Source organism: Mycobacterium persicum (assembly GCF_002086675.1).
GTDB classification, from domain to species: domain Bacteria; phylum Actinomycetota; class Actinomycetes; order Mycobacteriales; family Mycobacteriaceae; genus Mycobacterium; species Mycobacterium persicum.
Genome location: NZ_MVIF01000061.1, coordinates 1 through 23,765, shown reverse-complemented (window position 1 = coordinate 23,765; position 23,765 = coordinate 1). Strand labels below are relative to the sequence as shown.

Below are 23,765 nucleotides of genomic sequence, written 5' to 3'. Positions count from 1 at the left end.
CCCCGGCGTTACCGTGACTTGACGCGTCAGGTCAGGGACGGAGATGGTGATGAGCGATGCCCGCGTGCCCCGGTTTCCGGCAGCACTGTCCACGCCCAGTCTCAATCGCGGGGTCGGCTTCACCCACGAGCAACGCCGGCAGCTCGGCCTGGTCGGTCGCCTTCCGGCGGCGGTGCTCACCCTGGACCAGCAGGCCGATCGGGTGTGGCATCAATTGCAGAGCCTGGCCACCGATCTGGGCCGTAACCTGCTGCTGGAACAGCTGCATTACCGCCACGAACTGCTCTACTACAAGGTGCTGATCGACCATCTGCCCGAACTGCTGCCGGTGGTGTACACGCCCACGGTCGGCGAAGCGATCCAACGGTTCTCGGATGAATACCGTGGGCAACGCGGCCTATTCCTGAGCATCGACGAGCCCGACGACATCGCGGCTGCCTTCCAAACCCTGGGCCTCGGACCCGACGACGTCGACCTGATCGTCTGCACCGACGCCGAAGCCATCCTGGGCATCGGCGACTGGGGTGTCGGCGGCATCCAGATCGCGGTGGGCAAGCTGGCGCTCTACACCGCCGGCGGCGGCATCGATCCCCGTCGTTGCTTGGCGGTGTCGCTGGACGTTGGCACCGATAACGAGCAGCTGTTGCAGGATCCGTTCTATCTGGGCAATCGGCACGCGCGGCGCAGCGGCGCCGAGTACGACGAGTTCATCAAGCGCTACATCGAGACCGCCCACCGGATGTTTCCGCGGGCACTGCTGCACTTCGAGGACTTCGGGCCGGCCAACGCGCGGATGATCCTGCAGACCTACGGTGCGCGGTACTGCGTGTTCAACGACGACGTGCAAGGCACCGGCGCGGTGGTGGTGGCCGCCATCGACGGGGGATCACACGTCACCGGCGTCCCGGTCCGCGACCAGAAGGTGATCGTCTTCGGGGCCGGCACCGCGGGCATGGGTGTCGCCGACCAGATCCGCGACGCCATGGTGGCCGACGGCGCCACCGTCGAGCAGGCGATGTCGCAGATCTGGGCCATCGACAAGCAGGGGCTGCTGTTCGACGACATGGAGGGTCTGCGGGAATTCCAGCTGCCGTGCGCCAAAAATCGTAACCGGCTGGGTGTCCAGCGCGGGGCACGGATCGGCCTGGTCGACGCGATCAAGCTGGCCTCGCCGACCGTGTTGCTCGGCTCCTCGACGGTCTCCGGCGCGTTCACCCAAGAGGTCGTCGAGGCGATGACGGCATCGTGCGAACGCCCGATGATCTTCCCGCTGTCCAATCCGACCTCGCGGATGGAAGCCATGCCGGCCGACGTCCTCGCGTGGTCGAACGGTAAGGCGCTGGTTGCCACCGGTACCCCGGTGGCGCCGGTGGAGTACGACGGCACCACCTACACCATCGGCCAGGCCAACAACGTGCTGGTGTTTCCGGGTATCGGTCTGGGCGTCGTCGTCGCCGGAGCCCGGCCGCTGACCCAGGGCATGCTGCGCGCGGCGGCCAAAGCCCTTGCGTGCCGGGCTAATCCGACGAAGACCGGGGAATCGCTATTGCCCGACGTTCAGGACCTCCGCGGGATTTCCGCGACGGTCGCCGAGGCCGTCTATCACGCCGCAGTCGACGACGGCGTAGCCACCAAAACCCATGACGACGTTGCGCGAGCCATCGTCGAGACCATGTGGCTGCCGGTCTACGACTGAGTGCGGACGTAATCCCGCTCAGCCGGCATTCGTGCCGCCCTCGGCGATCCGGCGTACCGCACGGATGAACACGTCGACCTCGTCGAAGGTGTTGTAGAACGCGAACGACGGGCGAACCGTGGCCTCCAAGCCGTAGCGACGCAGAATGGGTTGGGCGCAGTGGTGTCCGGCACGCACCGCGATGCCCTCGGCGTTGAGTGCCTTGCCGACCTCGAGCGGCTCGTGTCCGGCCAGCACGAACGACAGCACACTGGCCTTCTCGGTCGCGGTGCCCACCAGGCGGACACCGGGGACATCGGCCAGCCGCGGGGTCGCGTACCGCAGCAACTCGTGCTCGTAGGCGGCAATACGCTCGATCCCCACCCGCTCGACGTAACGCAACGCCTCCCCGAGACCCACCGCATCGGCGATGTTGCCGGTGCCGGCTTCGAACTTGCTCGGCGGTCCCTGGTACAGCGAGCGCTCCATGGTGACGTCGGTGATCATGTTGCCGCCACCCTGCCATGGCGGTGTCTCGGCGAGAGCCTCCTCACGCCCGTAGAGCACACCGATTCCGGTGGGGCCGTACACCTTGTGCCCGGAGAACGCGAAGAAATCGGCGCCGAGCCCGGCGACGTCGATCGGCAGGTGCGGAATCGACTGGGCGCCGTCGATCAGCACCCGGGCGCCGTATCGGTGTCCGAGTTCGACGATCTGGTGTACCGGCGTCACGGTGCCCAGGGCATTCGAGACATGAGTTGCCGCAACGAGTTTGGTCCTCGGGCCCAGCAGTGCCTCGAACTCCGCCAGCAGCAGATTGCCGGCTTCGTCAACCGGCGCCACCTTCAGCACGGCACCCGTCTGCTGCGAAATAAGTTGCCACGGAACGATATTGGCGTGGTGCTCCAAGTGGGTGATGACGATCTCGTCGCCCGCGCTCAGGTGTTTTCCACCCCATGCGTAGGCCACCAGATTGATGGCCTCGGTGGTGCCGCGGACAAAGATGACCTCTTCGTCGCGGGCGGCGCCGATGAATCGACGCACCGTGTCGCGCGCCTCTTCGTAGGCATCGGTGGCCCGAGCCGCCAGCTCGTGCGCGGCGCGGTGGATGTTGGAATTCTCGTGGGCGTAGAAGTGCGCGAGCCGGTCGATGACCACGTGCGGCTTTTGGGTGGTGGCCGCGTTGTCGAACCAGATCAACGGCTTGCCGTTGACCGTCTCCCGAAGGATCGGAAAGTCGGCACGCACGGCCTCGACGTCGAAGACATCGATGGCCCGGTGATCGTCGGCCGGCTTCGGCACCGAGTCGGCCTCGGTGAGCAACGGGGTGAGGAAGGAGTAGTTGCGTTCGTCGCCGAGCGGCGTATCGCGGCGGGCCGCCAACCTGTCGGACCAACCGAGGTCGCCGACCGACGGCGCCGCACGCGGCCACTCGGGCGGCAGGACCGGCATCGAGCCGCGCGGAGCCACCGGTGCCGTCTGCGGCGGCCCCTCGGGCTCCGGTGACGTCGGCGCCGGAAGGTAGATGTCGGCTACGCCGACGGACGGAACGGTAGCCGGCACGATGTCGAAGGCGCCGGCGGCTGCCCGCCCGGCGGCCGCTGCGGCCGTCGTGTCGGGCATGTTGCCGCGCGGGGCCACCGGAGCCGCCTGCGGGGGGCTGTCGAAGCCCGGCCGAATGCCGGCGGCGTAGAGCTGGCTTGCCAACGCGGCCAGCTCCGCGGTGCTGATCGGCGCCTCGCCTGCGGCGTCTGGCGGCGGGTACTCACTTGTACTCATGGAACTGGTCCACCGCCACGTCGTCGAGCACGGCAAGCGCATCGTCGGTGAGCACGGCCAAGGACGTGTAAAGCGTCACCAGGTAGGTCGCGATCGCCGATTGGTTGATGCCGGTGAACCGCACCGACAGCCCCGGCGCCTGCTCCCCCACCAGCCCGGGCTGGAACAAGCCCACCACGCCCTGGCGTTCTTCGCCGGTGCGCACCAGGATGAACTTGGTCTTGCCGTCAACAACCGGCACCTTGTCAGAGGGAATCAACGGGATGCCGCGCCAGGTGATGAACTGCGCGCCGAACAGGCTCACCACTGGCGGCGGCACGCCGCGGTAGGTGGCCTCACGGCCGAACGCCGCGATGCCCTGGGGGTGGGTGAGGAAAAAGCTGGGCGTCTTCCAGACCTTGGTGATCAGCGCGTCGAGGTCGTCGGGCGTGGGCGCTCCGGCCAGGGTCCGGATGGTCTGCCCGGGTGTCGCCTGAGCAACCAAGCCGTACTCCGGGCTGTTGACCAGTTCGAACTCTTGGCGCTCCTTGATGGTTTCGATGGTCAGGCGCAACTGCTGCGCGATCTGGTCGTGCGGACTGGAGTAGAGGTCGGACACCCGGGTGTGGATGTCGAGCAGGGTGGAGATGGTTCGCAGCGTGTACTCCCGCGGGCTGGTCTCATAGTCGACGTAGGTCTCCGGCAGCGGCCCGTCGGTGCCGGCGCCGGCTTCGGCCTTGATCGCCACCCGCTCGGGGTTGATCACCCGGTTCACCCGGTAGATACCCGCTTCCACCGGCACCCAGCTGAGCAGATGCAGCAACCAGCGAGGCGTGATCGTCGACAGCTGCGGGACGGTCTTGGTGGCGTTGGCGAGCTGCCTGGCAGCAAGATCACCCAGTGCCTGAGACTCGGTTTGCGGCGAACTCATCATTGTCCTTCCGGTGCATGATCGATCCCTGCGCAGGCGCCGGGCCTGGAGGTCGGGCGCAACCATCGTCGGCCGCGCCCAGACGTGCGCTGAGAGCGTATTCGACGCGGTTGCCCGGGCAAAGCGTTAGATCATCGCCTGAGCCGAACAGCCGAGATGCGGCATGCCTTATAGTGGATGCCATGCAACAGGCCGTACCGCTGCGCTTTGTCCTTACGCGCTGCATCGCCGTCGACTGTTGTTGTTGCTGTTGATTCCTGACGTCTTCTGACCGTTCAGCAATCGTCGCGCTGCGGCGCTTCACGCCTTGATGACGCGCGCGACCCCAAGTCTTCAGGAAGAGCAACCGCCCCTATGACTGTCTTATGCATCCCGCACCGCGCGCCGGCTACGGTGGCGACCCGTCGGCGCATCCGGCTACGACCGGCCACCGAGTTGACCCGGATGACCCGTTACCGAGGCGGGACCTACTCACACACGGTGGACCGGATCGTGTTCGCCGACGGCACCACCGCCCGCACCGACCTGATCAGGTTGAACCCGAACGTGCAGGCCTACTCGCTGGATTTCACCGGCGTCGCACCACACCAGCCGTCGCCCTACCGCCTGGGCACCTGGTCCGCCCTGCCGCATCTGCGCAACCGTGATTGCGAAGCCGAGGTGGACTGGATCCTGCGCAACTCCTTCCCCATGTGCCCGATCGCCGAGCTGAGCCGGCGGCTACGCGCCGCCGGGTATCCGCTGGGACCGGCCAACATCAGCGAACACGAAGCCATCGCCGCAACGCAGGCGGCGATCTGGTACTTCACCAACGGCATGGCGCTGGACACCCGCCCGCTCAATGCCCCCGTCGCGGTGCGCCGCGGACCGGGACCGGTGCTCACCTTCGAATTCGACGGTCGGCCACAGCTGGGCGGCTATTCACTGTGGACGGCGTCCGACAACCCGGTGGCGGTGAAGCTGCAGAAGTCGACGGATGGCATTGTCTGGCAAGACATCTCCGGATCCCAACTGACCACCGATGCCGGCCGGGGGCGCTACCAGCGTACCCTCGGCGTCGGCAGCACCTTGTCGACCAGCAGCCACGGATACGGCGCGCACGGCTACCGCTGCTACCGGCTGGTCGCCACCTCCGACACCACACCGGTGATCGACCACGTCGACTTCTGGCTGACCGGTTCCAGCCACTATCGCAACGCCGACCGGGTCGTGCACCTCTACGACTACCTGCTCGCGGGGGCATACACGGCCTTGCGAGACAACGGCGAACCGCACCTCGTCGACACCGCCGCCGCAGTCGACTCGGAACTCGTGGGGCCATTCCGGGTCCGAATCCCGTTGGCATTCAGCGTGCCTGACGGCCACGAACTTGTCGACGCCGACGGGCGTGCCGTCACCGAAACCGTTCAGCCCGGTGCAGACTTCTACCTGCGCCGAGCACCCGGCACCACGGCGACGACACTGACTGCCACGACCACCCACCACCACCTGGGTGGACGGGTGCTGACCGGAGTGGCACTGGCGAGCACAACTCCGCGGCTCACGCCGGTTGCGCTGACGACACCCGTGCACGTGACAATCGAGTTCGACATCCACTGGCAGGCCGCCGGGGCCCGCGCCGACATCGCTGGAGACCGCCAATGACCATCGCCGAGAACATCACCCAACTGATCGGGGGCACGCCGCTGGTCCGGCTGCGACGGGTCACCGACGGCGCAGTGGCCGACGTGGTGGCCAAGCTGGAATCGTTCAATCCGGCGGGAAGTGTGAAGGACCGCATCGGAGTAGCCATGATCGACGCCGCCGAGAAGGCGGGCCTGATCAAGCCAGACACCATCATCCTGGAGCCGACCAGTGGGAACACCGGCATCGCGCTGGCGATGGTGGCCGCCGCCCGCGGCTACAAGTGCGTGCTCACCATGCCCGACACCATGAGCATCGAGCGGCGCATGCTGCTGCGCGCCTACGGCGCCGAACTCGTGCTCACCCCCGGCGCCGACGGCATGGCGGGCGCCATCGCCAAGGCCGAAGAACTGGCCAAGACCAACGAGCGGTATTTCATCCCGCAGCAATTCGAAAATCCGGCCAACCCCGCGGTCCACGCCGTGACCACGGCGGAGGAGGTGTGGAAGGACACCGATGGCAAGGTCGACATCTTCGTGTCGGGCATCGGCACCGGCGGCACCATCACCGGTGTCGCGCAGGTCATCAAGGAACGCAGGCCGTCGGCGCAGTTCGTCGCCGTGGAACCGGCGGCGTCGCCGGTGCTGTCCGGAGGGCAGAAGGGACCACACCCGATCCAGGGCATCGGCGCCGGGTTCGTCCCGCCGGTGCTGGAGATGGGCTTGGTCGACGAGGTCATCACCGTGGCCAACGACGACGCCTTCAACCTGGCCCGGCGGCTGGCCAAGGAAGAAGGTCTGCTCGTCGGCATCTCCTCAGGCGCGGCCGCGTGGGCCGCGGTGGAAGTGGCCCGTCGGCCGGAGAACGCCGGCAAACTCGTGGTCGTCGTACTTCCCGACTTTGGCGAGCGCTATCTGAGCACGCCGTTGTTCGCGGATCTGAGTAATTAGCAATGCTGGCAGAGATACGGCGCGACATCCGGGTGGCCAGGCAGCGCGACCCGGCCCGGCCGACCGCATTGGAGGTCGTTTTCTGCTATCCCGGTGTCCACGCGGTGTGGGGCCACCGGATCAGCCACTGGCTGTGGCTGCGCGGTGCCCGGTTGGCCGCCCGGGCTTTGGCGGAACTCACCCGTATCCTGACCGGTGTCGACATCCATCCCGGCGCCGTCCTGGGCTCGGGCTTGTTCATCGATCACGCGACCGGCGTGGTCATCGGTGAAACCGCCGAAGTGGGTGACGATGTCACGCTCTACCACGGCGTCACGCTCGGCGGCACCGGAACGGATATCGGTAAGCGCCATCCCACCGTCGGTGACCGGGTGATCATCGGGGCCGGCGCCAAGATCCTCGGCCCGATCAAGATCGGCGACGGCAGCCGGATCGGCGCCAACTCCGTTGTGGTCAAAGAGGTTCCGTCCGCCGCGGTGGTGGTCGGCGTCCCCGGGCAGGTCATCAGCCGCAACGGTTCGTCCAGATCCGACGACTCGGTGTTGCCCGATTTGGTGGGGGTCAGCCTCCAGTCGCTGCTCAGCCGGGTGGCCAGGCTGGAGGCCAAAGTTGACCACCACCCACCGGCCGGACGGGTGATCCGGCCGCCCGAGGCCGGTGTATGGCATGGCGAAGATTTCTCCATCTGACTTATCCGAGGAAGACCCGACTATGGCGACTATGACGACTAAGAAAGGCATGGCGAGCCGATGAGCTCGATCGCAATGGCCTCGGCGGCGCTGATCGCGGCGTTGACAGGTGCGACGGCGATCGGTTGGACGGTCAATCGACGGTCCGGCGTGCTGCGGAAAACCGGCGCCGCAGTGCATCAGGACACCTCCGATCTCGGCTTGTCCGACACCGGTCCCACCGTCGTACACTTCGGCGCCGCGTGGTGCGGTCCGTGCGCGGTGGTGCGCCGCGTTGTCGACGAGGTGTGCGCCGGATTGCCCGACGTGGCACACGTCGAGATCGACATCGACGCCAATCCGGCGGCCGCACAGCGGATGTCTGTGCTGTCGCTACCCACCACGTTCATCTTCGACGCGGACGGGCGGCAGCTGTACCGCACCGCGGGGGTGCCGAAGGCGGCCGACCTGAGGGCAGCGTTGCAGCCCCTGCTCACCTGAGACCTTGCGCAACAAAGGAGCGGACGTGATGTCGAATAATCCCGGACAAGTGGACGTCCGCGGCCCGCGATTTGCCGCGTGGATCACCACGACGGTCCTCGTCGTGGCCTTGATCGTCTCGGTGTTCAGTACCAAGGTGGCGGCGGTGATACTGGTTGCCCAGGCCGTCGTCTTCGCCATCAGTGCGCTACGCGGCCCCCGCAACAGCCCCTACGGCCTGCTGTTCGCCACGCTGGTGGCGCCCCGGCTGGGGCCGGTGACCGAACGGGAACCGGTGCCACCGCTGAAGTTCGCCCAGTTGGTCGGGCTTGTCTTCACGGTCATCGGAATTATCGGTTTTGCCGTGGCGGTCCCGGTGCTGGGCGTGGCCGCCACCTCCTTCGCGCTGTTCGCCTGTTTCCTGAACGCCGCCTTCGGCATCTGCCTGGGTTGTCAGATCTACCCGTTGGTCGCCCGGCTCCGCCGCGCGCCGGTGACCAAGGCGCCGCATTCTTAGGGCCTGGCTCCCCCGGAAGGACTCGAACCTTCAACCCTTCGGTTAACAGCCGAATGCTCTGCCAGTTGAGCTACAGGGGACCGGCGCGTCCGCGGCAATGTGTCGCGGATCGCGGGACGACTCTAGCGTACTGGCATATCCGCGCCAACTAGCGGGATCAGCCAGACTGGCGAGCCCGTCGGCGCCACGGGTCTGGCGGATCGCCGGGCCAGCGCTCGGGCGGATGAGGCAGGATGGAACGAACCGCGCTGATAGTCGGAGGGACCGCTTTGATCGGGTATGTCGCCGTGCTGGGGATTGGGTACGTGTTGGGAGCGAAAGCCGGGCGTCGCCGCTACGAGCAGATCGCCGGCACCTATCGCGCGCTGACCGGGAGTCCGGTGGCCAGGTCGATGATCGAAGGGGGCCGCCGCAAGATCGCCAGTCGAATCTCCCCCGACGCGGGCTTGGTGACGGTCACCGAGATCGACGAGCAGACGGCCATCGTGGAGCGGGCCGAACGGGTTGTCGAGCGCCAGGCGAAATAGCGCGCCGGCGCCGTATCAGCCTCACGCGCTCAGGTCGTTGCCGCTGGCCTGCTCCAGGAGGCTGCGCCGGTAGGCCTCCATGGCCACCAGATCGCCGAACAGCGCGTGATATTCGTCGCCGTGTTCGATCGGCGACATACGCTGCAGCTTGGACTTGACTTCGGCGATCTGCCGGCCCATCCACACCTCCTGCAGGCGGGCCAGCACTCCGCCGATATAGCGCGGCAGCTTGTCGTCGTCGACCGCGATCGCCTCCACCGCCAACTCGTTGATCAGACCGGTGGTCAACGGCGACGTGGTCTGCCGGGCCACCATGTCCATCCACTGGGCCCCGGTGACCCCGGCCGATGTCCCTCCCGCCGCCTCGATGGCCGCCCGCACGGCCGCGTAGCCGGGGTGGGTGAAGCTCTCGACGGTCAACGTGTCGAAAACCGGTCCCGCCAGCGCCGGGTACTGCAGGGCCGATTTCAGTGCCTCACGCTGCGGCCACAGCGTCGGGTCGCGGGGGTCGGGACGAGCGGCCGCGGGTTCGGCCGACGGCGCATCAGGGGACTGCTGCGCCGCCCGCCGGGGCGCCTTCGATCCGGACGATCCGGGACCACCGCGGCCCGGCGTTTTGACGGTTCTGGCCTGACTGCGCACCCGGTCGACGACCTGGGCGACGTCATCCCAACCGACCCAGCCGGCCAACTGCCGGGCGTACTCGTCGCGCAGCATCGGGTCTTTGATCTGGCCCACCATCGGCACACACCGACGCAACGCAGCCACCCTACCCTCAGCGCTGTTCAGGTCCGTCTCGGCGAGCGCGGACCGAATTGCGAACTCGAACAACGGGGTTCGTCGCGCCACCAAGTCCCGCAAGGCCGCGTCCCCCGATGCGAGCCGCAGGTCGCAAGGATCCATGCCGTCCGGGGCTACCGCGACAAAAGACTGTCCCGCCAGGTTCTGTTCGCCGTCGAGGGCCTTCAGTGCGGCGGCGCGGCCGGCGGCATCGCCGTCAAAAACATAGATCAGCTCGCCGCGGAAGAAGCTGTCGTCCATCATCAGCCTGCGCAGCATGGCCAGGTGCTCGTCGCCGAATGCGGTGCCGCAGGACGCGACCGCGGTGGTGACCCCGGCCAGATGCATGGCCATCACGTCGGTGTAGCCCTCGACGACCACCGCCTGATGCCCCTTGGCTATATCACGTTTAGCCAGGTCGATGCCGAACATCACCGACGACTTCTTATACAGCAGCGTCTCGGGGGTATTGACGTACTTGGCTTCCATCGGGTCGTCGTCGAACAGGCGCCGAGCCCCGAAACCTATCACCTCGCCGGCCGACGACCGGATGGGCCACAGCAGCCGCCGATGAAACCGGTCCATGGGACCGTGCCGGCCCTGCCGGGACAGTCCGGCGGCTTCCAGCTCCTTGAACTCAAAGCCCTTGCGCTGCAAGTGTTTCGTCAGAGAGTCCCAGCCCGACGGCGCGAATCCGCAGCCGAAGCGGCGAGCCGCCTCGGCATCGAAGTTGCGCTGCGTCAGGTAGTGGCGGGCCGGTGCGGCCTCGTCGGACTCCAGGGCAGCCGCATAGAACTCGGCCGCGGCGGCATTGGCCGCGAGGAGCCTGCTGCGACTGCCCCGATCGCGCTGCACGCTGGTGGCCGCGCCGGTGTAGCTGATGGTGTAGCCGATCCGGTCGGCCAGCAGTTCGACCGCCTCGACGAAGCTGACGTGCTCGATCTTTTGGATGAACGCATAGACGTCGCCACCCTCACCGCAGCCGAAGCAGTGGAAGTGACCGTGGTTGGGTCGCACATGAAACGACGGTGACTTCTCGTTGTGAAACGGGCACAGACCGCGCAGCGAGTCCGCTCCGGCGCGCCGCAGCTGGACATAGTCGCCGACCACGTCCTCGATGCGGGCGCCGTCACGGATGGCCGCGATGTCGCGGTCGGAAATCCTGGAGCGCCCCGCCGGACTCGACATTCGCTCATCTTAGGGCTCAGTGCAAAACCGTGGTCCGGCCCGGGAATTGACCAGCGTCGATGCGCTCCAGCCGCCCCTCAGTGTAGGAGGCGATCTGATCGACGATGACCCGCATCCGGGCGGCGTCGTCGGCCGCAGTGTGGTACGCCGCGGCAAAAACCGGGTCGAGCGTCCGCGGCGCACCGGAGGAAAGCCACTGCGCCACCCGGTGGATGCGTTCGCGCTGGCGAGCCTGTGCTTCCAGATGCCGTGGGTCGGACATGATGAACTGCAGCGCCAGGATTTTCAGCACCGCAACCTCGGCCCGCACCAGGTCTGGTACCTGCAAGTCGGCCTGGTAACGGGTCAACGGCCCGGAACCGGCCACGGCCCGGGTGGTGGCGATCGCCGCCGAAGCAAACCGCCCCACCAGTTCACTGGTCAATCGCTTCAGCGCGACCGACGCCGCCAACGTGGCGTCGTACTTGCCCACTGCCGCGACCACCGGCAGCGATGACAGCCGGCGGGCGGCCGCCATCAACTCGTCGGCACCGACCCGGGGGAATTCGCTCTGGCCCAGCTTGGCCAGCGCGGCCGCGTCGTCGTGGTCGGCGAGCACCCGCAAGTCGATGCGTTCGGAGACGACGCCGTCCTCGACATCGTGGACCGAATACGCGACATCGTCGGCCCAGTCCATCACCTGTGCTTCCAGGCATGGCCGATCAGCCGGTGCGCCGGTGCGCACCCACGCCGCCGGCTGCCGATCTTCCTCGTAGAAGCCGAACTTGCGGCGCCCGTCACCACGCGTCCACGGGTATTTGGTGACCGCGTCCAATGCCGCGCGGGTCAGGTTCAGCCCCACGCTGAGCCCTTGGCTATCAAGAACTTTCGGCTCAAGGCTGGTTAGGATGCGGAAGTTCTGGGCGTTGCCCTCGAAGCCGCCGCAGCAGGCCGCGGCGTCGTCGAGTGCGCGCTCACCGTTGTGCCCGTACGGCGGGTGCCCGATGTCGTGGGCCAGACCGGCCAGCTCGACAAGGTCCGGGTCGCAACCCAGTCCGATCGCCATGCCCCGGCCGATCTGCGCCACTTCCAGCGAATGAGTCAGCCGGGTGCGCGGGGTGTCACCTTCCCGCGGCCCGACGACTTGGGTCTTGTCGGCGAGGCGGCGCAGCGCGGCGCTGTGCAACACCCGGGCGCGGTCCCGGGCGAAGTCGGTGCGGTGCTGCCCTTCCGTGCCCGGCAGACCAGCCGACTTCGGCGCTTCGGCTACCCGCCGCTGGCGGTCGAAGTCGCCATAGGGGTCTTGCTGATTCGTGGTCACCGACCGACAGTCTGCCAGGCAGGTCGCTGCCGGCGGTGTCGCTGCGGCCCCATCCCGCAATGCGGCCGCACCGCGCCGCGCTTCCGTCAGACCGGCCCCTTTGCCGGGCTAGATTAGCCGTATGCACATCGCTCGCCTGCTCGGCGTGGTTCTGACGGTCGTCACTGTGGGCCTCGTCGGAGGCGTGCTGCTGGCGCCCCCCTCAGCCGCGCAACCGCCATTTCGGCTATCGGGCTATGTGACGGACAACGCCGGCGTGCTGAGCGTTACTGATCGCGCCGAAGTCACCTCGGCCATCAACGAGCTCTACGCCGATCGCCATATCCGGCTATGGGTGGTCTATGTCGACAACTTCTCCGGGCAGAGCGCGATGAATTGGGGCCAGAGCACTTTCCGGAGCAGCGAGCTGGGGAGCTATGACGCCCTGCTGGCCGTCGCCACCGTCGCCCGGTCCTATGTCTTCCTGGTGCCGTCCACCGTGCCGGATGTCAGCGCCGGCCAGGTCGAAGAGCTTCGCCGAAATCAGATCGAACCGGCACTGCGCAGCGGCGACTGGGGCGGTGCCGCCGTTGCGGCGGCCAACGGGCTCAACAAGGCACCCAGTTCGTCGGGCCGGCTGATATTGCTGGTGGCGCTGGGCGTCATCGGCGTCGCGGTGGTGATCCTGCTGGTGGTGATGCGTTACCGGGCCCGCCGGCGGCGCGCTGACGCGGTGGCCGCGGCACGACGCGTGGACCCCACCGATCAGCGGGCACTGGCCGCCGTGCCGCTGGACATCCTCGACGACTTGTCACGGTCGATGGTGGTCGCTGTCGACAATGCGGTGCGCACCAGCTCCAACGAACTCGCGCTGGCGATCGACGAGTTCGGCCAAGAGCGCACCGCACCGTTCACCCGTGCCGTGGACAATGCCAAAGCGGCCCTGGCGCAGGCGTTCAACGTGCGCCAGCAGCTTGACGACAGCGCTCCCGAGACACCCGCGCAACGGCGCGAGCTGTTGACCCGGGTCATCGTGTCGGCGGCCACGGCCGACCGCGAACTGGAGGCGCAGACCGAGGCCTTCGAACAGCTGCGCGACTTGGTGATCAATGCCCCGTCCCGGCTGGACATGCTGACCCAGCAGTACGTCGAACTCACCACCCGCATTGCCCCCAGCCAGCAGCGGTTGGCCGACTTGCATCACGAATTCGGCGAGACGGCGCTGGCTTCCGTGGCTGCCAACGTCACCGCCGCCCAGGAACGACTGGTGTTCGCCGACCACAACATCGGCACGGCCCGTGAGCTGTCCGCTCAAGCCGTCAGCGGCCGGCAGTCCGGCTTGGTGGATGCCGTTCGCGCCGCTGAATCCGCGCTCGGCCAAGCCCGTTCGCTACTCGACGCGGTGGATAGCGCAGCCGGTGACATCCGGCACGCCGTCACCGAGCTGCCGTCGGTCCTGGCTGATGTGGCGGCGAGCATCACGCAGGCCGACGAGCAACTGCAGAAGACACCGGACAACGCGTCGGCACACACCCGCGAACTCGTCGCCGCGCGGGATGCGGCCGCACAAGCTCTCGAAGAGTCCCGCAACGCTCGCGGCGCGAGCGTCGCCGATCCGCTCGGTACTTTTGCCCGGGTGAGCAAGGCCGGCGCGGATCTGGATCGGCTCTTGACCGCTGTTGCTCAGGAGCAGGCCAACGCCGAGCGACTCAACCGCTCCTTCGAGCAGGCATTGTTCACCGCGGAGTCACGGGTGCGTGCGGTGTCGGACTATATCGATACTCGTCGCGGCAGTATCGGGCCCGAAGCACGGACCCGGCTGGCCGAAGCGAAACGTCAGCTGCACGCCGCGCGTGACAAACGTTCGACCAATATCACCGAAGCGATCGGTCACGCCAATGCGGCATCGACGCTGGCAGCCAACGCCCAGGCGCTGGCCAACGCCGACGTGGCGGCGGCTCAGCGCGCCTACACCCGGCAGGGCGGCGACAATGCGGGAGCGATCCTCGGCGGCATCATCATCGGCAACCTGCTCAGTGGGGGCCTGCGGGGTGGTTTCGGCGGCTGGAGCCCGACGTCGTTCGGTGGTTCTTCCAGCTCGTCCGGTGGCTCGTCAGGCGGCGGGTTCATGGGTGGCGGCGGGCGATTCTAGAAGCGGGACCGGCGAGTCACGGCACAAAAAAGTGCGCACGCCTACGCACAGGCAATCCCATACGTAGGCGTGCGCAATCAACTTGTGGAGGCCGCGCTCCGGCTGCAATGAGCAGCCGGAAACGCAAACCTCTCAGGCCGGCCTCTCAGTCCGGCAGAGGTCAGGCCCAGCTGGAGCCGACAGCGCTGTCGGTCTGTGCCATGTTGCTGCCGGCGGCCTGGACCTTCTGGCCGTGGGCGTTGGCCTGCTCGTAAATCACCTGGAAGTTGCGACCCAACTGGGTGATGAACTCCTGGCAGGCCACCGAACCGGCGCCGCCCCAGAAGTCGCCGGCAGCCAGCACATCGCGAACGATGGCCTGGTGCTCGGCCTCGAGCGACGCCGCCTGGGCACGAATCGTGGCGCCGTGGGCGTCGACATCGCCGAACTGGTAATTGATGGTCATTGGTCTTGTCCTCCTGAATCGAAGCTGTCGGGCCGGGGCTAGCTGCTGAGGATCTGCTGGGAGGCCTGCTCTTGCTGCTCGTAGTTGTTGGCGTCGCGGATCAGCCCGTCACGCACTCCGTGCAGCATGTTCACAATGTTGCGGAAGGCCTGGTTCATCTGGCCCATGGTGTCCAGCGAGGTGGCCTCGGCCAGACCGCTCCAGCCCGCGCCGGAGATGTTCTGCGAGGACGCCCACATCCGCCGGGCCTCGTCCTCAACCGTCTGAGCGTGCACCTCGAAACGGCCCGCCATCGCCCGCATCGCGTGCGGGTCGGTCATAAAGCGTGTTGCCATGTTGCCTGTCTCCTTGTCAACTGGGCTTATATAGTCAACTGGGCTCTTAGTCGGGAGTTATTTGTGCAGATTGACTCCTAGTAGTGCCGACCGCGGTGATACCGAAGTCACCAATCGGTCATGAAGAACGACAGTTACCCCTTTCTCTCAACCGGCCGCCGGAGAATGCGGTACGACCCTGCTGCTACGCGGCACCTCGAACCGAGGTTCGGCATTGGCTGCCTCCCACTCGTTCCACTCCGCCCACTCGTCCCACTCGTCGGTGCTGGATTCGGCGGGTTCCGGGTCCACCGCACCGGGCACGACGGCGACCTCGGCCGCTTCATCCTCTTTGGCCCAGTGATCATAGTCATCCGGTGGAACGGCCGTACCCCAGCTGAGCGGAACCGATAACCCGCCAAGCATCCCCGACTCACCGCGCTTCGCCGACACGGCATCGGGCGGCAAGGGCGGACCAAGAGGCAAAAGCACGCTGTCCCCTTCCAGTGCCGATTCCAATAAACCAACCCTCAATGGCAACCACAAACCATCGAGCACTTCGCATCGTATGACAATCCCGCGGCCAATATCCCCATTTCTCCGATTTCTCTGCATGCCAGCGCGACCAGCGGCACTTGACCCACGTCGGGCGGCCTGGCTGCGGCATTCGCCGCTCGCGACAGCCGAGCCTGACACACGATCCACGCAGCGGGAAAATGGCCTGCACCGCACCCGGTTGCAGCGCAGGTCTGGTTCAGAGTTGCATTCAAAAGGCATGGGATGGCTAACAGATGCCGCTGGGAATTCCGCGGACCGGCCCCGATTCCTGGACCGGCATCGTCTGCGGATAGGGCACCCGATAGGGCAGCCCTTCGTTGAGAAACCCCAGGACCACGTTGGGCACACAGTTGGCAACCTTCGGCAATTGCCGAGCCGGGTGGTCCAAGTTGGGTCGCGACGGGTCGGGCGGGGCGGCGAAATTGAATGCCGACGTCATATCTCCGGTCACGCTGGCCCGCCAGGGGGTCAGGTTAGGGACCGGAACCCCGAAGCGCTTGCCGATGAGCTGCAGCTGCGACGTGTGGTCGAACTGGTCGTGAACCATCAGCCCGCCTCGGCTGTAGGGAGAGATAACCAAACACGGCACCCGGTACCCCAGACCGATCGGCCCCCGGATACCGCCCGAGCCGTCGACCCTGTTGATGTCGACGCTGTTGGGAATCCATTCGCCGGGTGTGCCCGGCGGCGCCGTCGGTGGCGTGACGTGGTCGAAAAATCCGCCATGTTCGTCGTAAGCGATGATCAGCGCGGTCTTTTCCCAAACGGCAGGATTGCGAAGCAACGTCCTGATCAGGTTGACGATCGTGACGGCACCCACGGCGATCGGGAAGGACGGATGCTCGGAGTCGACGGTCAGCGGCACAACCCAGGAGACCTGCGGCAGCCTGTTGTTGATGACGTCGAGGACGAAGTCCCCGGGGTACGTCGGCGCAATCCCGTATCGCGCCAGATCTGACCGCGGATCTCCCGCCGCCTTGAAGCTCCCCACATAGCCGTTGCGGCTCAGCGACGTGTCATTGAGGCCGCCGAGCAGCTTGCTGTTGTAGACCTTCCAACTGATACCGGCGTCGCTGAGGTTCTGGGGCATGATGCGCCAACTGAACGTCAGTTTCGGTTGAATGGACGGCTCGACGATCTGTGGTCCGCCCTGGTCGCCGTCGGGGTTGACGGTGCCACTGATCCAGTAGAGCCGGTTGGGCATCGTCCCGCCGAGAAGCGAAGAGTGGTAATGGTCGCAGACGGTGAATGTGTCGGCCAGCAGGTAGTGGATCGGTATGTCGGGGCGCGCGTAGTAGCCCATCACCACGGGCGTATTGGCCGCCGAGCGGGTTCTGGCTTGCGCCGCAAGCCAGCCGTCATTGGCCCCGCCATTCCACGACAAATGTGCCGCGATCCACTGGTGGTCGGGGTCGTTGACGCATTCGCCAACCCCGTTGGGGCCTCTGGTCGTATCGATGCGATACGGCAAGGTAGTGCCGGCAGGGTCAACCGCTTGTGTCTGTGGATTCCAGCCCTTCTGGGCGAACAGCGGCGTCGGGGTGTCGAACCCGTCCACGCTGGAGAGCGAGCCGAAGTAATGGTCGAATGACCTGTTTTCTTGCAGGCACAACACGATGTGCTCGATGTCGGTCAGATGTCCCGAACACGGACCGGCCGCATAAGCCTTCTCGATCACCGGGGCGGCCCAGTCCGTGAGAAAAGCTGCCGCCCCGACCCCGGTGGCCTTCGCCAGGAATTCTCGACGCGACATTCCAGCAAATGCACCGCCGCCCACCGGCCCTCCTTTATCGATGTTTGAGTTGACCGTATAGGCGTGACGGAAGTCGGCTGCGAAACGCAAACCGGCGTGTCCTGGCGTATTCAATCGTTTCGACGGCAGTCCGCGGTGTCCGGTTTGACCTTGAATCAGCCCCATCGATATAACCGGGCCCGCCGGGAATGCCGTGCGGACCCGTTCCTGGCACCGGCATATTCGGCGCAGACGAGACTCGATAGGGAAAGGGCCTCGGTGCCGGAACCTGTTTCCACGTTGCGTGCATTCCGGCGTCGGAGGAGCCTCCCCGCCGTACCTTTTCAGCCAGCAGAAAGGGATCGGCGTCGGCGAACCGCAGCCCTGGCGGCCGGTGACTTGTGCAGCCCGATTCAGCAGAGGCCACTGGGAATTCCGCGGGTCGGTGACGTTTCCTGGGTCGGCATCATCTGTGGAAATGGCACCCGATACGGAATTGATGTCTTGGTCGTCGTTCCCAATACCGCGTTGGGAACGCACTGGGGCAGTTTGGGGACTGACCTCAGCAACGGGTGATCCAGATTGGGTTTCGACGGGTTGGGCGGGACCGCGAAATTGAATGTCGAAGTCATATCGCCGACCACGCCGTTTCTCCAGGCGCTGAGGTTGGGAACGGGCACTCCGAACCGCGCACTGATCAACTTCAACGTCGAGGTGTGGTCGAAGGTGTCGTGGACCATCAGCGGACCGCGACTGTAGGGCGAAATGACGATGCACGGGGTGCGAAAACCCAAACCGATGGGCCCGCGAATTCCGCCCGAACCCGGCACGGCGTTGATATCGGGGACAGTGACGTACTCCCCCGGGGTACCAGGCGGCGGCGTCGGCGGCGTCACGTGATCGAAGAAACCCCCGTTTTCGTCGTAGTTGACGATCACCGCGGTCTTTTCCCACACCGCCGGATTCGACAGCAAAATCCGCAGCACGTCGACGATTCCGACAGCACCGATAGAAACGGGTAACGCGGGATGTTCGGACAACAAGAATCCAGGCAGCACCCAGGAAACTTTGGGTAGCGCATTGTTCTTGACGTCAGCGGCGAAGTCCAACGGATACGTAGGGGCGATGCCGTAGCGGGCCAGATTGGATCGCGGATCTGCGGCCTGCTGGAAATCGTTGATCAGTCCGTTGTAGCCCACAACCGTATTGTTGAGCGGCCCCAGAAATTTGTTCTGGTAAACCTTCCAGCTGACGGCCGCGTCTTCGAGGTTCTGCGGCATGATCCGCCAGCTGAGTTTTTGCTGCGGTTGGATGTTGGGTTCGATCAGAATGGGACCACCGTTGGTGCCGTCCGGATCGATCCAAGCACTCATCCAATACAACCGATTGGGCGTGGTGCCGCCCAGCAGCGAGCAGTAGTAGCCGTCGCAGACTGTGAATGTGTCCGCAAGCAGGTAATGGATGGGGAGGTCCCGGCGAGTGTAATAACCCATCGTCACCGGGACGTTGCCCTGCAGCGGGCTGGACGCGGCCTGCGCCGGCAACCAGCCATCGTTGGCGCCCCCGTTCCATGAGTTATGCATGGCGATCCAGCCGTGATCGGGGTCGTTGACGCATTCGCCGTCAAGCAGCGGCCCCCGGGTGGTGTCGAATCGAAACGGAATGGTGGTGCCGGCCGGGTCGACCGCCTGCGTCGCCGGATTCCAGCCCTTCTGCGCGAACGCCGGTGACGGATCGTTGAAACCCCGAGTCCCCGATAACGTGCCAAAGTAGTGATCGAATGACCGGTTCTCCTGCATCAACAACACGATGTGCTCGATATCGGTCAAATGCCCCGAGCAGGGCCCGGCTCCATACGCCTTGTCGATAATCGGAGCGGCTAATGACGTGAGAGCGCCGGCGGTGGTGGCGGCAGCGGCTTTGGCGAAGAATTGTCGACGGGTCATTCCGTCGACCGGGTGCTCGCCCACCACACGCCCTCCCTGACGGCCGCGTCGCATATTCCCGATCACGGTATAGTTGCGTCGGCAATCAATCCTGATAAGCCCACCGGCGTGTCGGACCCGATACGCAAATCAGTGCTGATCATCATTTCCCGAGTGCAAATCCACCGCCGTCACCGAAGGCCCTAACGGCAGCTTCCCGGGCCGATCAGCAAAGCCCGCTGGGAATCCCGCGGGTGGGGCTGCTTTCCTGAGTGGGCATCATTTGGGGATAAGGCACTCGGTACGGAATTGCCGGCAGCGTGCCGTCCGTCGTCCCCAATACGACGTTGGGGATGCATTGCGGCAGTTTCGGCACGGCGGCCAAGAGCGGATGGCTCAAGTTGGGTCTGGTCGGGTTTGGCGGTGTTGCGAAGTTGAACGCGGAGGTCATGTCGCCGACGACGCCGTCGCGCCAGGCGGTCAAATTGGGAATGGGCACACCGAACCTGGCGCGAATCAATTTCAACTGCGAGGTGTGGTCGAAAATGTCATGGACCATCAACCCGCCGCGACTGAAGGGCGAAATGACCAGGCAGGGCACCCGAAAGCCCAGGCCGATCGGGCCCCGGATACCGCCGGACCCGCTCACTGCGTTGATGTCGGGCACCGTCACGTACTCACCTGGAGTACCCGGCGGCGCCGTCGGCGGCGTCACGTGGTCGAAGAAGCCGCCGTTTTCGTCATAGCTGATGATCAACGCGGTTTTCTCCCACACCGCCGGGTTGGAAAGCAGAATGCGCAGCGCATTGACCATGGCCACAGCGCCCAGCGCCACCGGCAATGCGGGATGCTCCGACTGGATGAACGGTGGAACCAGCCAGGAAACCTGCGGCAGCCGGTTGCCTTTGACGTCGGCCGCGAAGTCGAACGGGTAAGTCGGTGCAATGCCGAACCGAGCCAGGTTCGACCTCGGGTTGGCGGACTGCGAGAAAGCCTGTACTAGCCCGTTATTGCTGATCGGAGTGTTGATGAACCGCCCGGCGTCTTTGCTTTGGTACACCTTCCAGCTGATGCCGGCGTCCTCGAGGTTCTCCGGCATGATGCGCCAGCTGTACTGCTGCTCGGGCAGGAAGCCGGGCTCCACCAACTGCGGTCCCCCGTTGGTGCCGGCCGGATCGATGGTGGCGCTCATCCAATACAGCCGATTAGGCAGCGTGCCACCCAAAAGTGAGCAGTGATAGCCGTCGCAAATAGTGAAGGTATCAGCCAGCAGATGGTGGATCGGGATGTCCTGGCGGGTGTAATAACCCATGACCATCGGGACATAAGGCCCGGTGCGCGTCGCCGACTGCGCCGGAAGCCAGTTGTCGTTGCCGCCGTTATTCCAGGAGGTGTGCATGGCGATCCAGGCGTGGTCGGGATCATTGACGCACTCGCCGTCCAGAATGGGGCCACGGGTGGTATCGAGCCGGAATGGAATGGTGATTCCCGCAGGGTCGAGCGCCTGCGTCATCGGATTCCAACCCTTTTGCTGGTATGCCGGCGACGGGTCGCTGAAACCTCGGGTGCTCGAAAGTGTGCCGAAGTAATGATCGAATGACCGGTTCTCCTGCATCAACAATACGATGTGCTCGATATCGGTCAAATGCCCCGAGCAGGGGCCCGCACCATACGCCTTTTCGATCACCGGACCGGCAAAGTCCATCATCAACGCCGCAGCGCCGGCGCCGGTGAGCTTTGCAAAAAACTCCCGGCGTGACATTCCCCGGAAGGGGTTTTCCGTCACGTAATTCGCCTCCCTGCGCACAGTTCAGCCCACGGTATAGTTACCACGCCGATCGATCGCGGCAGGCCGACCGGCGTGTCGCAGGCCTACTTCACCTGCAGCAAACGAGCTGGAATCGGTTTCCGGGATCTGTCTCGGCCGGTCGCGGGGTACCGGTGGGTATGGAGTTCCGATCTGTTGGCCGCCGTTGTCGAAGCCACGAGAACCGCCAGGGTCTGATTAAGCCGCGGCTGGGAGCGGTGCCTACGCGGCGGCGACCCTCCCGCAGCGCACCGGCCGGGCACCCGGTTATCGAAGCGGACGGTACACCGTGCCGACGCAACCCATTGCGACCAACGTGCCAATACCCATCGGACTAAAGTGCTTCACGACAAAAATTTATCGAATCCCACATTCCTAATCGATCCCTCATAGTGCCATTTCTCGACTTAGCGCCGGCGCCGGCAGCCTGCCCGATTACCCCAGGTCAGCGCCCGTTCTCCAACTTTTTCACCGAATTGCATTCGGCACCGTCGGTCTTAATCCGACGCCAGGAATGATGTCGTGCCGCGAGTAACCCGGTCGTAATCGGAAAACCATTGTCTTGACCGGGTTTCGTGATCGTCGTCGTCGTTGTAGCGTCCGTTGCCATGTGGGGTACGGTGCTCGTGTTGGCGCTTGTCGCGACGGCCGACCCGGTGCGGATCGGGATCAGCGTTCTCCTGTCATCGCGACCCCGTGCCGTCGGCCAGCTCGTTGCATTTTGGCTTGGCGGCATTGTCACCAGCGTTGCTCTGGCTACAGGTGTGCTCTTCGGACTACGAGGATTCGCGCTCGATGTCATGCACCGGGTGGAAGTTGCCACCGCCAGTTCCACCGCCGGACACATTCAGATCGCGATGGGTGTCACGGCGCTGCTCATCGCCGCGCTGGCGATCACCCTCTCCCCAGGCCAGCGGATCCGGCTCGGGATGATAGGCGCCAATCCATCACAGTTGCAGGTCCGGACGTCCACGACGATCTCGAGGTTGTCGACGCGCGCCGACGTCGCGTTGCAGGCCCGCCCGCTGGGGGTGGCGTTCGTCCTCGGAGTCGGGCTGTTGGCGGATTTCCGGTTTCTGGTAGCGCTCACCGCGATTTTGGCCTCGGGAGCCGCGGCGGCCATCCAGGTCACAGCGGCGGGTGTGTACACCCTTGTGGCACTGTCATTCGTCGAGCTCCCACTCGCCAGCCAGCTGGCGGCGCCGGCTAAGACCGGGCAGATCATGTCGGTGGTGCAGCGCTGGGTCAAGGCTCGGCGACACCAGATCTTCGCTGTCGTCATTGCCCTGCTGGGAGCATTCCTGATGACCAGGGGGATGGGCCGCGTATAAGCGCCCGCTCTGATTGCGGCTACCGGCCCCGTCCCCCCACCTCATCACCCAACGTGTGCGGCACCCAGACCACGGATCGCTTCGGCTGACAGGGTGAGGGCGCGGGTAACACTGGTTGGTTGGCGTTACCCGCGCCCTGCAGAGCTGGCTGGTGAGGCCGGCTCGGTGTTGGTCAGGCCCAGCTGGCGCCGACGGCGGAGTCGGCTTGGGCGTCGTCGTTGGCTGGTTCGTAGATCGCCTGGAAGCTGGGGCCTAGCTGGGTGATGAACTCCCGGCAGGTCGCGCCCCAAAAGTCCCGGCGCTACCCGACACCGGTGCGCGGGATCACACTCGGGCGCGCCTGCACCACATGCGGATTGGCCCCCCCACGGCCCATCATTCCGCCGGGCATCCCCGCTCCGGCACCACCGGCACCCATCGGCATCGGCATCATCGGCATTCCCGCGCCACTGCCGCCAGCGGCAGCCGCCAATTCCGCCGCATTGGGCATACCACCCAACCCCGCCATGGCTGCGGACGACAACCCCTTGGGCATCGACCCCTCCCAGGTCGGCGGCACCGACATCGCCCCCACCAACCGCGCCTTACCTAAGTCCGCGCCAATACCCGCACCCAGGCCGGCGCCACCGCCGAGGCCCTTCATCGGATTGACATCACCGACAAACTTCGGCGCATCAGCCAGACCCTCCAACGCCGTCGCCCCGGCCAACCCCGCCGTACCCGCATTGGCCGTGCTGCCCAACTGCATCAGCGGCCCAAGCATCATGCTGGCGGGCTGCGCCGCGAACTGCGCCACCTGCATCACCGACGACAACGGCAGCGACGAGGCCAACGACTGCAACCCGGTCACCACCCCCGGAACCCCCGCCAGCGCACCCTGCAACGCCGGCGACACCGCCGCCGTAGCCGTCGTCGCCAACCCGGCCACCTGCGCACCCACCTGCGAGGCCAACCCCGCCAAATCCAACGGCGGCACACTAAACGGCATCAACTCCGCAGCCGCCGCCCCCGCCCCCCCGGCAAAGCCGCTGTCTAGTTTAAACAAAAAAGCGCCCCCGACCCCGAGATGAATATCGGTTGGCGGCATTTGGGTTGAAAAAAAAATAGGGGGGGGGGGGGGGGGGG

General features: G+C 65.7%; 19 protein-coding genes, 1 tRNA gene and 1 pseudogene. 9 read left to right on the top strand and 12 right to left on the bottom strand.

What is annotated here, in order from left to right:
* Positions 1–49 precede the first annotated feature (49 nt).
* Entirely contained in the window at positions 50–1,696 is a 1,647-nt protein-coding gene (locus tag BST40_RS17885; RefSeq protein ID WP_083155021.1) for an NAD-dependent malic enzyme, read from the top strand.
* Positions 1,697–1,714: 18 nt separating this feature from the next.
* Here BST40_RS17885 and BST40_RS17880 read toward each other — a convergent pair whose 3' ends face one another.
* Both BST40_RS17880 and BST40_RS17875 read right to left on the bottom strand, forming a co-directional pair.
* Entirely contained in the window at positions 1,715–3,454 is a 1,740-nt protein-coding gene (locus tag BST40_RS17880) for a family 2A encapsulin nanocompartment cargo protein cysteine desulfurase (RefSeq protein ID WP_083155007.1), read from the bottom strand.
* A complete protein-coding gene (locus BST40_RS17875) occupies positions 3,441–4,364 on the bottom strand; it encodes a family 2A encapsulin nanocompartment shell protein (RefSeq protein WP_075548994.1) in 924 nt (307 codons plus the stop codon). The genes BST40_RS17880 and BST40_RS17875 overlap by 14 nt, the downstream gene beginning before the upstream one ends.
* Before the next feature lie 354 nt (positions 4,365–4,718).
* On the opposite strand from BST40_RS17875, the gene BST40_RS17870 reads away from it, so the two are divergent.
* The 5 genes from BST40_RS17870 to BST40_RS17850 are packed head-to-tail and all read left to right on the top strand — an operon-like array spanning position 4,719 to position 8,602.
* A complete protein-coding gene (locus BST40_RS17870) occupies positions 4,719–6,008 on the top strand; it encodes a TQXA domain-containing protein (RefSeq protein ID WP_075548995.1) in 1,290 nt (429 codons plus the stop codon).
* Entirely contained in the window at positions 6,005–6,937 is a 933-nt protein-coding gene (gene cysK, locus BST40_RS17865) for a cysteine synthase A (protein WP_083155005.1), read from the top strand. Before BST40_RS17870 ends, cysK begins: the two co-directional genes overlap by 4 nt.
* A 2-nt stretch (positions 6,938–6,939) precedes the next feature.
* Positions 6,940–7,626 (top strand): serine O-acetyltransferase, encoded by a 687-nt coding sequence (gene cysE / locus BST40_RS17860; RefSeq protein WP_075548997.1) that lies wholly within the window; start codon positions 6,940–6,942, stop codon positions 7,624–7,626.
* Between the two features lie 60 nt (positions 7,627–7,686).
* Positions 7,687–8,106 (top strand): thioredoxin family protein, encoded by a 420-nt coding sequence (locus BST40_RS17855; RefSeq protein WP_075548998.1) that lies wholly within the window; start codon positions 7,687–7,689, stop codon positions 8,104–8,106.
* 28 nt (positions 8,107–8,134) lie between these two features.
* Complete coding sequence (locus BST40_RS17850) at positions 8,135–8,602, top strand: DUF4395 domain-containing protein (RefSeq protein ID WP_075549007.1); 468 nt, start codon at positions 8,135–8,137, stop codon at positions 8,600–8,602.
* A gap of 4 nt (positions 8,603–8,606) precedes the next feature.
* Here BST40_RS17850 and BST40_RS17845 read toward each other — a convergent pair.
* A tRNA-Asn gene (locus BST40_RS17845) sits at positions 8,607–8,682 on the bottom strand.
* A gap of 189 nt (positions 8,683–8,871) precedes the next feature.
* Between BST40_RS17845 and BST40_RS17840 the strand changes: the two genes are divergently transcribed.
* Positions 8,872–9,129: a hypothetical protein gene (locus tag BST40_RS17840; protein WP_075549008.1), complete on the top strand. Its 258-nt coding sequence runs from the start codon at positions 8,872–8,874 to the stop codon at positions 9,127–9,129.
* A gap of 21 nt (positions 9,130–9,150) precedes the next feature.
* On the opposite strand, the gene dnaG is transcribed toward BST40_RS17840, so the two are convergent.
* Both dnaG and BST40_RS17830 read right to left on the bottom strand, forming a co-directional pair.
* A complete protein-coding gene (gene dnaG, locus BST40_RS17835) occupies positions 9,151–11,097 on the bottom strand; it encodes a DNA primase (RefSeq protein ID WP_075548999.1) in 1,947 nt (648 codons plus the stop codon).
* 16 nt (positions 11,098–11,113) lie between these two features.
* Positions 11,114–12,397, bottom strand: coding sequence for a deoxyguanosinetriphosphate triphosphohydrolase (locus BST40_RS17830; RefSeq protein ID WP_075549000.1), 1,284 nt, complete (start codon positions 12,395–12,397; stop codon positions 11,114–11,116).
* 121 nt (positions 12,398–12,518) lie between these two features.
* On the opposite strand from BST40_RS17830, the gene BST40_RS17825 reads away from it, so the two are divergent.
* Positions 12,519–14,528 (top strand): TPM domain-containing protein, encoded by a 2,010-nt coding sequence (locus tag BST40_RS17825; RefSeq protein ID WP_075549001.1) that lies wholly within the window; start codon positions 12,519–12,521, stop codon positions 14,526–14,528.
* A gap of 160 nt (positions 14,529–14,688) precedes the next feature.
* Here BST40_RS17825 and BST40_RS17820 read toward each other — a convergent pair whose 3' ends face one another.
* The 6 genes from BST40_RS17820 to BST40_RS17795 all read right to left on the bottom strand — a co-directional run bounded on the left by BST40_RS17820 (position 14,689) and on the right by BST40_RS17795 (position 21,264).
* Positions 14,689–14,973, bottom strand: a complete 285-nt coding sequence (locus BST40_RS17820) for a WXG100 family type VII secretion target (RefSeq protein ID WP_023363993.1) — start codon at positions 14,971–14,973, stop codon at positions 14,689–14,691.
* Between the two features lie 38 nt (positions 14,974–15,011).
* A complete protein-coding gene (locus tag BST40_RS17815) occupies positions 15,012–15,308 on the bottom strand; it encodes a WXG100 family type VII secretion target (protein ID WP_036393043.1) in 297 nt (98 codons plus the stop codon).
* A 147-nt stretch (positions 15,309–15,455) separates the two neighbouring features.
* Complete coding sequence (locus BST40_RS17810) at positions 15,456–15,779, bottom strand: hypothetical protein (protein ID WP_089025206.1); 324 nt, start codon at positions 15,777–15,779, stop codon at positions 15,456–15,458.
* 292 nt (positions 15,780–16,071) lie between these two features.
* Entirely contained in the window at positions 16,072–17,598 is a 1,527-nt protein-coding gene (locus BST40_RS17805) for a phospholipase C (RefSeq protein ID WP_083155019.1), read from the bottom strand.
* Between the two features lie 392 nt (positions 17,599–17,990).
* Positions 17,991–19,577, bottom strand: coding sequence for a phospholipase C (locus tag BST40_RS17800; protein ID WP_371687241.1), 1,587 nt, complete (start codon positions 19,575–19,577; stop codon positions 17,991–17,993).
* 151 nt (positions 19,578–19,728) lie between these two features.
* On the bottom strand, positions 19,729–21,264 hold the full coding sequence (locus BST40_RS17795) for a phospholipase C (protein ID WP_075545060.1): 1,536 nt from the start codon (positions 21,262–21,264) through the stop codon (positions 19,729–19,731).
* A gap of 653 nt (positions 21,265–21,917) precedes the next feature.
* Between BST40_RS17795 and BST40_RS17790 the strand changes: the two genes are divergently transcribed.
* Positions 21,918–22,640, top strand: coding sequence for a GAP family protein (locus BST40_RS17790; RefSeq protein ID WP_083155017.1), 723 nt, complete (start codon positions 21,918–21,920; stop codon positions 22,638–22,640).
* Between the two features lie 301 nt (positions 22,641–22,941).
* Here BST40_RS17790 and BST40_RS17785 read toward each other — a convergent pair.
* A pseudogene (locus BST40_RS17785) lies at positions 22,942–23,667 on the bottom strand (PPE family protein, SVP subgroup); the annotation flags it as partial.
* Positions 23,668–23,765 lie beyond the last annotated feature (98 nt).